This window comes from Saccharibacter floricola DSM 15669 (genome assembly GCF_000378165.1).
GTDB lineage: Bacteria > Pseudomonadota > Alphaproteobacteria > Acetobacterales > Acetobacteraceae > Saccharibacter > Saccharibacter floricola.
On sequence record NZ_KB899350.1, the window covers coordinates 1 to 12760 of the forward strand.

Here is a 12760-nt window from a genome sequence, read left to right on the forward strand (position 1 = left end):
TGTTATCCCCCACCTCTGGATAGGTTCCTACGCGTTACTCACCCGTCCGCCACTAACCCCGAAAGGTTCGTGCGACTTGCATGTGTTAAGCATGCCGCCAGCGTTCGCTCTGAGCCAGAATCAAACTCTCATGTTCAATCCTACCAAAACGCACAAGCATTCAAAGCATCTAAACTATGTCAGAATACATCAACACTTGCGTCCTAGCGCCTAAACACTAAAACGCCGCCAATATATCCCTTCCAGTCTCTTCCTAATTCAACTTTCAAAGATCATCTCAACCGGTCAACTCCGCTGCGTCTCCGCTCCAGCGCCGCCGGTGAATGGGCTTATACGCACACACCCATATACCGTCAACAACATTCATAACAAAAAATGAAAAAACATCACAGAACCCCTCAAAAACCCCAGAAAACTCACAAAAATTAATCAAAAAAACCTCACCCCACCATCACTAAAACTACGAATCACAAAGACTCGCCCCACCCCACTGGGAAAAAAATTCCCTCCATCAGGACAAATCTCCTTAATAGGGCACACGAATCACGCAACAGGAGACAACCATTGCCCTATCTCCGATATATTCTGTCCCTTTTCTTCTCTTCCTGCGGATTGATCTTCATATCCTGCCAGTCCCATGCTCATGCGCAGGTTTCAGATTTTCGCCTTATCACAGAACCAGATCGCTTTATTATTCACACAGGCTCTGACCTTACCTTTGCCATACAGCGCGCTCCTCGTGAGCATACGCACCATGGCATGGGTGATCTTATCTCACTCCGTTATCACGGCATTGACTATCAAGAGCCACTGAAGGGAAGCCAGATCAACTCCGGCTTCTCTAGCCTCTATGACGATACCAACACTGTCAGTGTGGACGCTTCCATCAAAGCACAGGACTTTATCTGCATCACCGTGCGTTCGGGTGCGTTAATCCATACCTATATCGCTCATCGTGGAGAGGCCGCCCTTTATATGACGACTTGGTTTAGTGCAGAGCCCAAGCTTGGTCTTGTGCGCTATGTGATGCGTGTTCCCTATAGTCGCCTTCCCCACGGCCCACCAGAAGCAGACCTTAACGACACAGACCATACTGTCGAAGCTCATGATGTCTTTGGCCTGCCCAATGGTGAAACGCGTTCCAAACATTATTCCAATCATCGTTTAAAAGACTGGTCATCCTTTGGCGCCAGCAATGCAGCAACTGGCCTCTGGATGGTGCGCGATACGAATGAAGGCAATTCAGGAGGACCCTTTTACCGCAGCCTTCTGGATCAAGGCACCACGCATGACCAAGAGCTCACCTATATTATCAACTATGGAGAAGGACAGACAGAAGCCTTCCGCACGCATATTCTCAACAGCTATGCGCTCGTCTTTTCCAAGCGCCCGCCTACTCAGCTTCATATGCCTTGGTTGGGTCTGTTAAACCTCCACGGCTACCGAAGCCCTAATGATCGCGGCACCCTTGAGGGAACAGTTCCTACACAGCTTGATCCGCATTTTCATTATACCGTCGCCCTCTCTGGGCCAACGGGGCAATATTGGTGTGATCCATCCCCACGAACAAAGCAGTTCCGTTGCACCATGGTCAGTCCGGGCCGCTATCATGTAACGCTTTACAAAAATGAACTCTCAATTGCCGAGCAAGATACGCTCATTACGCCACACCACTCCACGAACCTGCCGCCTTTTGTAACACATGATCCAGAACGCGAACGTGCTATCTGGCGTATCGGGCATTGGGATGGAAGCCCTCAAGAATTCCGTAACGGCACAACGCTCAGCCTCATGCATCCATCCGATAGCCGCATGAAGACATGGACGATCCCAACATTTATAATAGGGCACAACACCGTACAGGACTTTCCTGCGTATCAATGGAAAGACGTCAATAATGCTCTGCCAATTCGGTTCCGCCTATCTGCCCCTCCGGCAGAGGATTTAACACTGCGCGTTGGGGTTACAACAGCCTTTATGAAAGGGCGCCCAATCATTCAACTCAACCAATGGCGGTCTGACATTCCTGCACCCTCTCGTCAGCCCTCCTCTCGCACGCTCACTGTCGGCACATATCGCGGGAATAATACATGCTTCCGTTTTCGTATCCCTGCACACGCCTTTAAAGCAGGAGAAAACACACTTACACTCAGCGTGGCTGGAGGTAGCACGTCACGCGGTTTCCTGAGTCCCAGCGTCTCCTACGACGCCATTGATTTGCTGCAACCAAACTCACCATGAAACACAGCCATCACCTCACGACCATTTTCTAAAACACCAAAAGCCGCCATGCAGTCTCCCACATGGCGGCTTTCTTCATAAACACTCTACCAAAAGAGCAAGGTGCCTTATTTCTCGCTAATCACAAGGTGATCATCGTCAGCAGAGACACGCACGGTCTGCCCATCATGAACAGTTCCTTTGAGCAGCAATTCAGCAAGCTCATTTTGCAACTCACGTTGGATCACCCGTTTCAAAGGACGTGCCCCGTAAACCGGGTCATACCCAGCTTCGGCTAGCCAATCTCGGGCTTTATCATCCAGCTCCAGCTCAATCTTGCGGTCTTCCAACAGTTTCCGCAGACGCCCCAACTGGATCTCAACAATCTTACCCATATCGGCACGCTGCAGACGAGAGAACAGAATAATCTCATCCAACCGGTTGAGAAACTCAGGGCGGAAATGCTCACGCACAACACTCATGACCTGCTCATACACCAGCTCGGTTGGCTCACCGTCTTGTTGCTGAGATAGGACATCCGACCCGAGGTTACTGGTCAGCACAATGATCGTATTGCGGAAATCCACCACACGCCCTTGGCTATCGGTCAAACGCCCATCATCCAATACCTGCAAGAGGATGTTGAAGACGTCAGGATGGGCTTTTTCGACCTCATCAAAAAGAATGACCTGATAAGGACGACGGCGAACTGCTTCCGTTAACACGCCCCCTTCATCATACCCAACATAGCCGGGAGGCGCACCAACCAAGCGAGATACGGAATGTTTTTCCATAAACTCACTCATATCAATACGCAGCAAGGCGTTTTCATCATCAAAGAGGAACTGCGCTAGCGTTTTGGTCAGCTCCGTTTTCCCAACACCCGTTGGGCCTAGGAAGAGGAACGAACCAATCGGGCGGTTAGGATCCTGCAACCCTGCACGCGCGCGCCGCACGGCATTCGACACCGCAACCAACGCCGTTTCCTGCCCAACGACACGCTCACGCAGCACGTTCTCCATCCGCAGAAGCTTGGAGCGCTCACCTTCCAACATCCGGTCAACGGGAACACCCGTCCAACGAGATACAACCGCAGCAATACCCTGATCAGTCACCGTATCAGCAAACAAACCAGCCTTATCCGCACTTGCTTCAGCCGCCTCTTGCGCTTGAGCAATGGCTTCTTCCAACTGAGGAATCTGGCTATACATCAGCTCAGACGCCCGCTGGAGGTTCCCTTGACGCTGCGCGATTTCAACCTCTGAGCGTGCTTGGTCGAGCTTTTCTTTGCTCTTCTGCACAGCGCCCATACGGTCTTTCTCCGCATGCCATTCCGCACTCAGCTCATCTGATTTTTCCTGCAAGTCAGCCAATTCTGCTTCCAACGCCACCAGGCGTTCCTTGGACGCAGAATCCTCTTCCTTACGGATCGCTTCACGTTCGATCTTGAGCTGAATAATGCGGCGATCAAGCTCATCAAGGGCTTCAGGCTTGCTGTCAATCTGCATCCGCACACGGCTGGCGGCCTCATCTACCAAGTCAATCGCTTTATCGGGAAGGAAACGATCCGTGATGTAGCGATTCGACAATGTCGCTGCGGCAACAAGCGCGTTATCGGTAATACGCACCCCATGATGAAGCTCGTATTTCTCCTTAATCCCACGCAAAATAGAAACCGTATCCGTAACGGAGGGCTCACCGACAAAAACCGGTTGGAAACGACGGGCAAGGGCCGCATCTTTTTCAATATATTTACGGTATTCGTCTAGTGTCGTCGCACCAATACAATGGAGAACGCCGCGTGCCAGCTCTGGCTTAATCAGGTTAGACGCATCCATCGCCCCGTCAGACCGCCCAGCGCCTACAATCGTGTGCATCTCGTCAATAAAGAGAATGACCTCGCCTTCAGCACTTTCAATCTCTTTCAGAACAGCTTTGAGCCGCTCTTCAAACTCACCGCGATATTTGGCCCCTGCGACCAGCGCACCGAGATCCAGAGACAGCAAGCTCTTATTGCGTAACGCTTCAGGCACATCGCCGTTAACAATACGCAGCGCCAACCCTTCCACGATGGCGGTCTTACCCACACCGGGCTCCCCGATCAGCACGGGGTTGTTCTTGCTGCGTCGTGCCAAAACCTGCACAGCACGACGAATCTCTTCATCACGTCCAATCACAGGGTCTAGCTTGCCTTCACGCGCTACCGCCGTGACATCACGCGCATATTTCTTCAATGCGTCGAAAGTGCTCTCTGCCCCAGCAGAATCGACCTTGCGTCCTTTACGAATCTTTTCGACAGCCTGCGCCAGCGCTTCCGGCGTTGCTTTCCCACCACGCAACGCGTCGCCAGCGGGCGTTTTGCTGCGGCTAATCGCTACAAGCAAACGGTCTTGCGCCACGAAGCTATCACCAGCGGCCTGAGCATCAGCCTCAGCACCATCAAGAACACGCACAAAATCGGGTGTTGCTTGGGGCTGGCTTGCACCAGAACCCTGCACCTGTGGCACTTTTGCGAGAGCTGCATCGTTAGCGGTCTGAACCTGCTTCGGGTCGCCTCCCGCTGCACGAATCAGCGCAGAAGCGGCTCCTTGCTCATCATCAAGCAGCGCTTTGAGCAAATGTTCCGGCGTTAATTGCTGATGATACTCCCGCAAAGCGATCGTTTGCGCAGCTTGAATAAAACCTTGGCTTCGTTCGGTAAATTTTTGAATATCCATGGGTAACTTTCTCTCCTTCTCGTCCCATTAAGAGGCGACGATGACTGTTCGCGCCGTCCCAATCGGCAACGGCCCGTGCTTAATATTTAGGCAGTCTTGGAAAGAATTCAAGGGTCATGACAGCAGCGCACATACCAAAGCGCATAAGCATCACGCCTCATATACACCCATCTACTGTTCCCATATACCGCCCTATCCCGCCATTTGAGAGCCACCAAAACACTCTCAAAGTAACGCGATAAAAGAGGCATAAAACCCAGCACAGCAACCATTCCATCTCACTTGATGTCCGTTGTTGTACATATGGGGAGTGTCTGAATTGACGACTATCCCTCTCCCTGCCCCTCACCCTATTGTGATCATGAGAGAAAGATTAAGCCTCCCCCACAGCTTGCGTCAGAGAAGCCGGATGAACCCCAACGGACGTCAGTGCGTTGACCCATTTACGACGCGGATCGGCACCAAAAACGAGCTCCTCAGTGGCTGGGGCCACATACCACGCATTGCCATGCACAATTTCTTCTTCCAACTGTCCGGCTGTCCAGCCCGCATGGCCGAGCAACATCATCGCCTGACGAGGCCCGCGCCCTGCCGCGAGCTCACGCACGACATCCAAGCTCGCACTTAACCCAGCGAAATCAGTCGTCGTTAACGTGCTGCTCTCGCTCCATTCTGGCGAATGAAGAACAAAACCACGCCCAGGCTCAACCGGCCCCCCTACGCCCAAACCAAAAAGACGCTGCGGTGGATTCGGTGTTATCTCCAGCTGTTTGAGGAGACCTTCCATGCTCGGTTGGTTAAGACGTTTGTTCACAATCACGCCCATCGCACCTTCTTCTGTGGAATGAGCGCAAAGATAAATCACCGTCTGTGCAAACTCAGTTTCGGCCAATACCGGGCTCGCTACGAGCAACTGGCCCGTCAGATTTTCACCTAGAGATATAAAAGGCATTTCCATCCCTTTCAAAATGACGGCATGCTGGTCTCTTCACGACGGAGCATATCCGTCCTTCTTCCTGATATCTTAGGAGAGTGTGATCCATGACATCTTCCCAAACAATTCTTGTTACTGGAGCCACATCCGGCTTTGGCGCTGCCCTTGCAAAACGTCTTGTAAAGGAAGGGCACCGTGTCATTGCAACCGGACGCCGTACAGAACGGCTCACAGCGCTTCACCACACGTTAGGCGATGCGCTCCTTCCCGTCACGCTCGATATGACAGACATCAGCGCTATTCGTAACGTACCACAACAGCTTCCTGACGCTTGGCGCTCTGTCGATGTGCTCATTAACAATGCCGGTTTAGCGCTTGGCGTTGGCCCCGCTCAAGACTGTGACCCCAATGAGTGGGAAACGATGGTGCATACCAATATTTCTGGCCTCATCGAAATCACCCACGCTTTCCTCCCCGGTATGATACAACGCCAACAGGGCTATATCATTTCCATCGGGAGTACAGCTGGAACGTACCCTTATCGCGGTGGGAATGTCTATGGCGCAACAAAGGCATTTGTCAGCCAATTTATGCGCAACCTCCGCACAGACCTCCTCGGCACACCGCTGCGTGTCACCAATCTGGAACCGGGGCTCTGTGGCGGGAGCGAGTTTAGCGATGTCCGTCTTGGCGATTCGGCCAAAGCCGCGGCCGTTTACGAAGGCACCGCCCCCCTCACCCCAGACGATATTGCTGAAACGGTTTCGTGGCTCTTACAGCTCCCTGCTCATATGAACATCAACCGCATTGAAATGATGCCAGTCTGTCAGGCTTCAGGAGGGCTGAGTGTTCAACGCACGCCCAGCGCCTCATAAGAAAAAAGGCGGCCCCATCATGGAGCCGCCCCTTCCTCACATCGTGCACTGTTTCATTAGCGACGACGTGTCGATTTTTCACCATTCTTCGGCCCAGACGGACGCTTGCCAGGCCCACCACGACCACGGCCACTGCCGCCGCCATCACGACGACCACCAAAACGACCGCCACCTGGCCCACCGGGACGACGTCCGCCGCCACCAAAAGACCCACGGCCACCACGACGTGGAGGGCCTGCTGGAGGAGCCTCAGCAGGCTCAATAGACGCTTCACCATCTTCAATCCCGGCACGGCAGGCATTAAAGCGAGCGACTTTTTCATCACTAATCTGAAAAAGCGTATCTTCTTGCTGAATACGAATGCTGCCGATATCACGCTTTTGCACACCACCAAGGCGACAAATCAGCGGAACCAACCATTTCGGATCAGCTTTCTCAGTCCGTCCCACGCTGAGGCGGAACCAAGCACCCGATTCGACACGGTCGCTGGAGCGAGAATCCCGCCCTTTAGGCGGCTCCAAAGACACAGGGCGCACTTTTTCAACGCGTGGAAGGCGTGATTTATACATCCCCACCAGCGCCGTTGCTAAACGCGTTGCATCAAAGGTTTCAACCAGCTTTGCCACCCATGGGTCACTCTCCGCCTGCGGCTCTTGCGTCAACAGCGGGTCTTCCATCAAGCGGCGTGCATCTTGCTCAGCCACGGCGTCAACAGACGGCACATTTTCCCATGTTGCTTTAATTTTCGCTTGTGCAAGGAGACGCTCAGCGCGACGACGCTGATTAAACGGCACCATCAGCACACTCGTGCCCTTACGCCCCGCACGGCCTGTCCGCCCTGAACGATGCAACAAGGTTTCCGACGAAGAAGGCAAGCTCGCATGAACCACAAGCCCAAGCGCTGGAATATCAATCCCACGGGCGGCCACATCCGTGGCCACACACACACGCGCCAACCCTGATTTCAGGCTTTCAATCGCACGGGAGCGCTCGTTCTGCCCCATTTCACCTGAAATGGCGACTGACGCAAAACCACGCTGAAGAAGTTCAGCTTGCACCTGCCCAACCAGCAAGCGCGTATTACAGAAGACCAGCGTCGTCGCACTATCATAATAGCGCAACACATTAACCAAAGAACGCCCAATTTCTTGGGGAGCTGTCACCACGCCACGATAGGTAATATCAGCATGCTGCTTCTGGCCAGAAATGGTATCAATCCGCGCCGCGTCTTTCTGGTAGCGACGGGCCAGACCCACAATGTCACGCGCTAAAGTTGCGGAGAACAGCAATGTCCGGCGCTCTGGAGGAGCAGCGTCCAAAATCTGTTCAAGCTCCTCACGGAACCCCATATCCAGCATCTCGTCAGCTTCATCCAGCACCACGACCCGCAATGCTGATAAATCCAACTTACCGCGTGAAAGATGGTCACACAGGCGGCCCGGCGTGCCCACAACGATATGCACACCACGCTCAAGAGCGCGTGCCTCACGTCGTGCATCGGTGCCACCAATACAGCTCGCAATGCGGGCACCGGTCTCACCATACAGCCATGTCAGCTCAGACTGCACTTGCAGAGCGAGCTCACGCGTTGGAGCAATCACCAACGCTAAAGGAGAATGGGTGGGAGGAAGCTTCTCTTTCTCTCCCAGAAGGGTAGAAGCAAACGCCAGACCAAAAGCGACGGTCTTTCCTGACCCAGTCTGAGCGGAAACAAGGAGATCTCGTGCATCCAACCCCGGCTTTAACACAGCTTCTTGCACGGGGGTCGGCTGGTCATAACCTCGCGCTTTAAGAGCACGGGTCAAAGCGGGATGGGTATCAGGAAAAGGCATCGTCAACGAACACTCGGTCAAACACACGCTGCCACAGGAAGGTGGGCAGCTTAGAAGGGCGGTGAATAGCCCTTTATGTCTCTGAATACCAGAGAATATCACATACAAGGCCACACATCGTTATGTTAACATTAAAATGGCTCTCACAAAATCACCATTTTATGAGGAGATTATTGCCCAGCAGGGCGCCGTCCAATCACCGCACGCACTGTGTCTTTCCACGCGGTCAAATCCTCTGGTGGAGCCACTTCCCCTGTGTCGAGGTCTGTGAAACCGGTGCGGGCCATCAGGGCACTTGTGAAACGCACGCGGTCTTCTGGTTCTAGCGCTTGCCAAATGGCCACAGCTTTTTCAGGTAAAAACCGATCTGAAAAACTCACAATAAAAGGTACGTTCGGTTTGAGAACGCGGTAAATTTCTTCAAATACCACCTGTGGTTGCGTCAAATACGCCAAACCATCGCACATCACCACGCCATCAAAGCTTTGATCTTCAAAAGGAAGCTGCGGCGTTGTGTTGAGATTTTGCACCGTTGCAAGCGACAATACATTATTCGCATCTAGAGCCGCTTGATTGACATCAAGACCTATCAATTCCTGAAACACAGCATCTTCTGGCATATGGCTCATCGCCCCAGCCATTACATCTAAGGTGCGTCCACCTACCGGGAGCGTTGTGCGATACAGAGCCGTCACGGCGGTGCGAGCTCCCATATCCATCAGTGAATCGAGCCCCTGACGGCTAAAAAATTCATCATCAGGCTCATTATTAGCCTGAATAAACGCTTTTTCGTGAATCCCTTCCACGGCTTTCCCTCTCCTCAAGCGTCTCACGTCACGCTTATCTGTTACATCATAGGGGCACCCGCCCATATTTCCTTTAGTCTAACATGAGAGGTCTCTTCGTCTATAAAAGGCCTCATCAAGGTGATATTAACAACCGCAAGATTGAGAAAGACGAAGCCGCAACGCGCTGCGATACGGGTGCGCCCCCTGTCAGAATGACCATCACAGGGACTGGTTTCGAAACAACAATCTCTCCCATACCCGGCCACTATCATACCCCTGACCCGCAAGATGTCGACGCGGTGTTGCGGTGGAGAAAGCCCATAAGAGCGGCTTGGATGGGCTTTAAATAGCGCGTTCCAACACAGAGAAAAACGATGGTGCTAAAGGGCTATTCAGCTCCTCATCCACCCCATATAATCGCCCTATGAGTCTTGTTTTTACGAAAATGCACGGGCTGGGCAATGACTTCGTCGTCATTGACGGCAGAACAACCCCTGTAACCCTCACCGAGGCCGAGATTCGCGCCTTATGTGACCGCCACCTTGGCATAGGCTGCGACCAACTTGTTCTGCTCACCCCGCCGACAGACCCAGAAGCGGACGTGTTTGTGCGCTTCTATAACCCTGATGGGTCAGAAGCTGGCGCATGCGGCAATGCATCGCGCTGCGTCTCGTCCTTGTTGGGCAATGAGCCAGTTCTACAAACCCAGAATGGGCTGCTTCCCACATGGCAAGAGAATGGGCTGATCACAGTCAGCATGGGCGTTCCTAAGCTGGATTGGCAGGAGATCCCCCTCGCTCAGGCATGTGATACGCGCCATCTCCCGCTCTATGATGCAGCCGCCTGCTCTATGGGCAATCCTCATGCGACCCTCTTCCGCTCTATTGAGGATGCTGCCACGTTGGGCGATGCCTTGGAGCATGACGCTCTCTTCCCAGAACGGGCTAATATCGGTTTTGCTGAAATCCGCTCACGCACCCATATTCGCCTACGCGTGTGGGAGCGCGGTGCGGGGCTTACGCTGGCCTGCGGCTCCGGGGCCTGTGCTGCGGTCGTGAACGCTGTGCGTCGTGATCTGGTCGAACGCACCTGCGTGGTCACGATGGAGAAAGGCGATCTCACCATCACCTGGAACGAGGACGGTGCTGTGCTCATGACGGGCCCTGCGACCACCGTCTTCACCGGAACCCTAGTATGAGCGTTTCTTTACTGACCTTTGGCTGCCGCCTCAACGCTCATGAGAGCGAAGGGATGGAGCATTATGCGCGCCTAGGGCAGGTCAATGATGGCGCGCCTACCATCATCATCAATACCTGCACCGTCACGGCAGAAGCGGAACGGCAGGCCCGTCAGGCTATTCGTCGAGCGCATCGCCAAACACCCGACGCCAAGATTATCGTCACAGGCTGCGCGTCAGAACGAGATGCAACGCGATGGGAAGCCCTCCCGGGCGTGCAACGCGTCGTCCCAAACGGAGAAAAGCTCACCCCGGCCATGTGGGGCGTGCGTGATGGAGAAAAACCAAGCCTACCCCCTTCACGCCATGTGCGCGCTCTGCTTCAAATTCAGCAAGGCTGTGACCATCGCTGCACATTTTGCATTATTCCCTATGGTCGTGGTGATGCGTCCTCTATCGCCTTAGAAGACATTATTACGCGTGCGCGTGCTCTCAGCGAGGCTGGACATCATGAACTTGTCCTCACGGGCGTTGACCTTGCCTCTTGGCAGCAAGACGGGCAAAGCCTCGGCACGCTGTGTCGTGCCATTTTGCAAGCGGTGCCGCAACTTGCGCAGTTACGCCTCTCCTCTCTTGATCCCATCTTGCTGGATCCCGAGCATGGCGACCGCGTTCTGTGGGACGTGCTGGAGAATGAGCCGCGTTTGGCGCCGCATCTCCATCTGTCCCTTCAAGCTGGGTCAGACCTCATCTTGAAGCGCATGAAACGCCGTCACTCCACAACGCAGGTCGCCACAATTTTACAGCGTGCACGGGCATTACGCCCAGACATAGGCGTAGGGGCCGATGTGATTGCAGGCTTCCCCACAGAAACAGACGCGCTTTTTCACGAAACCAAAGACTTCCTCACCGAACAGGCGATCCCGTTCCTCCACGTCTTTCCGTATAGCGAACGCCCTGGGACACCCGCTGCGCGTATGCCCGCCGTGCCACGCCCCATCCGGCAAGAACGCGCTGCCCAGCTTCGCGCAGTTGGGGAAGCCAGCCGGGATGCCTTTCTGGATCGCTTCATCGGACGTGAAGACACTCTCTTGATGGAAAGTGCCACAACGGGCCATCTCCCCAACTTCGCCACGGTTATGCTTGAAGACGGCGCACAGAGCACACGGGGCATCCTGCAAAAAGTGCGCATCCTTCACCATACGGGCGGGAAACTCATCGCCCGCCCTCTTTCTACCCCTTGACGATAAACCCCTCTTAGGCTCACTGCTACACGATATGGCTGGATTTTTCTCACGACTCAAACAAGGTCTCTCCCGCTCAAGCGAGCGCCTCAACTCTGTCTTTGTTAAGCGTCTGCTTGATGATGACACGCTAGAAGAGCTGGAAGACGAGCTGATTGCCGCTGACCTCGGCCCTGCCGTCGCAGAGCGGATTATCACGAAGTTTCGCGAAACGAGCTTTGGCCAAAATGTCACCAGTGAAGAGATTCGCGCGACATTAGCCCATGAAATTTCGCATGTGCTCGAGCCGGTAGCCGTTCCCTTTACGCCAGACCCAGAGAAAAAACCTCATGTCGTGCTGGTTGTTGGAGTTAACGGCACGGGGAAAACCACCACCATCGGCAAAATGGCTCACCAATATCGCCAAGAAGGAAAGTCCGTCACCTTAGTGGCTGGGGATACCTTCCGCGCCGCCGCCGTTGAGCAGCTTCAAGTTTGGGGGGAACGCGTTGGGGCCCCCGTCATTGCTGGGAAACAAGGCGGTGATGCAGCAGGCCTCGCTTATGACGGGCTCAAACGTGCGACCGAGGAAAAAACGGATGTTCTTCTCGTCGATACGGCCGGACGGTTACACAATAAAAATGCTCTGATGGAAGAGCTGGCCAAGATCATCCGCGTCATGAAGAAATTTGACGACACAGCCCCGCATTCCGTTCTGCTCGTTCTGGATGCCACAACAGGGCAAAACGCGATTGAACAGGTGCGTGTTTTCCAAGAGCTCGTCAATGTGAGCGGACTGATTGTCACCAAACTCGATGGATCAGCACGCGGTGGGATTGTCGTAGCCTTAGCAGAGAAGTTTAAGCTGCCTGTCCATATGGTCGGTGTGGGAGAGAAAGCAGAGGATCTCCGCCCATTCTCTGCCCAAGACTATGCCCGCGGTCTTGTTGGGGAAGCGGCTACCCCATAAACGATCGATCCCTTTCCCCTTCCT

Annotated in this window: 9 protein-coding genes and 1 rRNA gene; 5 read left to right on the forward strand and 5 right to left on the reverse strand. The window is 53.9% G+C overall.

What is annotated here, in order from left to right; translation table 11 throughout:
• Positions 1-136: ribosomal RNA gene (locus tag F457_RS0111110) — 16S ribosomal RNA — on the reverse strand; the annotation flags it as partial.
• Between the two features lie 428 nt (positions 137-564).
• On the opposite strand from F457_RS0111110, the gene F457_RS0111115 reads away from it, so the two are divergent.
• The gene (locus F457_RS0111115) at positions 565-2241 is read left to right on the forward strand and encodes a rhamnogalacturonan lyase B N-terminal domain-containing protein (protein WP_018981220.1); all 1677 of its coding nucleotides are present in this window, start codon (positions 565-567) and stop codon (positions 2239-2241) included.
• Between the two features lie 107 nt (positions 2242-2348).
• Here F457_RS0111115 and clpB read toward each other — a convergent pair whose 3' ends face one another.
• Together clpB and F457_RS0111125 are read right to left on the reverse strand one after the other, a co-directional pair.
• Positions 2349-4937 carry an ATP-dependent chaperone ClpB gene (gene clpB / locus F457_RS0111120; RefSeq protein WP_018981221.1) on the reverse strand — a complete coding sequence of 863 codons (2589 nt, stop codon included), beginning with the start codon at positions 4935-4937 and terminating at the stop codon, positions 2349-2351.
• A gap of 373 nt (positions 4938-5310) precedes the next feature.
• The gene (locus tag F457_RS0111125) at positions 5311-5889 is read right to left on the reverse strand and encodes a YqgE/AlgH family protein (protein WP_018981222.1); all 579 of its coding nucleotides are present in this window, start codon (positions 5887-5889) and stop codon (positions 5311-5313) included.
• 89 nt (positions 5890-5978) lie between these two features.
• Between F457_RS0111125 and F457_RS0111130 the strand changes: the two genes are divergently transcribed.
• Positions 5979-6746 (forward strand): SDR family NAD(P)-dependent oxidoreductase, encoded by a 768-nt coding sequence (locus F457_RS0111130; RefSeq protein WP_018981223.1) that lies wholly within the window; start codon positions 5979-5981, stop codon positions 6744-6746.
• Between the two features lie 56 nt (positions 6747-6802).
• Here F457_RS0111130 and F457_RS0111135 read toward each other — a convergent pair whose 3' ends face one another.
• Both F457_RS0111135 and F457_RS0111140 read right to left on the reverse strand, forming a co-directional pair.
• Positions 6803-8578, reverse strand: coding sequence for a DEAD/DEAH box helicase (locus F457_RS0111135; protein ID WP_018981224.1), 1776 nt, complete (start codon positions 8576-8578; stop codon positions 6803-6805).
• Positions 8579-8748: 170 nt separating this feature from the next.
• Positions 8749-9384: a class I SAM-dependent methyltransferase gene (locus tag F457_RS0111140; RefSeq protein WP_245539155.1), complete on the reverse strand. Its 636-nt coding sequence runs from the start codon at positions 9382-9384 to the stop codon at positions 8749-8751.
• 406 nt (positions 9385-9790) lie between these two features.
• On the opposite strand from F457_RS0111140, the gene dapF reads away from it, so the two are divergent.
• Genes dapF through ftsY form a run of 3 tightly spaced genes read left to right on the forward strand, consistent with a single transcriptional unit; the run spans position 9791 to position 12736 of the window.
• Positions 9791-10564: a diaminopimelate epimerase gene (gene dapF, locus F457_RS0111150; protein WP_018981227.1), complete on the forward strand. Its 774-nt coding sequence runs from the start codon at positions 9791-9793 to the stop codon at positions 10562-10564.
• Complete coding sequence (locus F457_RS0111155) at positions 10561-11787, forward strand: MiaB/RimO family radical SAM methylthiotransferase (RefSeq protein ID WP_018981228.1); 1227 nt, start codon at positions 10561-10563, stop codon at positions 11785-11787. The genes dapF and F457_RS0111155 overlap by 4 nt, the downstream gene beginning before the upstream one ends.
• A gap of 34 nt (positions 11788-11821) precedes the next feature.
• Positions 11822-12736, forward strand: a complete 915-nt coding sequence (gene ftsY, locus F457_RS0111160; RefSeq protein WP_018981229.1) for a signal recognition particle-docking protein FtsY — start codon at positions 11822-11824, stop codon at positions 12734-12736.
• Positions 12737-12760: the final 24 nt, after the last annotated feature.

Coding starts and splice junctions, on each gene's coding strand:
- ftsY (WP_018981229.1), top strand. CDS start 11,822: ATGGCTGGATTTTTCTCACGACTCAAACAAGGTCTCTCCCGCTCAAGC.
- F457_RS0111135 (WP_018981224.1), bottom strand. CDS start 8,578: ATGCCTTTTCCTGATACCCATCCCGCTTTGACCCGTGCTCTTAAAGCG.
- F457_RS0111130 (WP_018981223.1), top strand. CDS start 5,979: ATGACATCTTCCCAAACAATTCTTGTTACTGGAGCCACATCCGGCTTT.
- clpB (WP_018981221.1), bottom strand. CDS start 4,937: ATGGATATTCAAAAATTTACCGAACGAAGCCAAGGTTTTATTCAAGCT.
- F457_RS0111125 (WP_018981222.1), bottom strand. CDS start 5,889: ATGCCTTTTATATCTCTAGGTGAAAATCTGACGGGCCAGTTGCTCGTA.
- F457_RS0111155 (WP_018981228.1), top strand. CDS start 10,561: ATGAGCGTTTCTTTACTGACCTTTGGCTGCCGCCTCAACGCTCATGAG.
- dapF (WP_018981227.1), top strand. CDS start 9,791: ATGAGTCTTGTTTTTACGAAAATGCACGGGCTGGGCAATGACTTCGTC.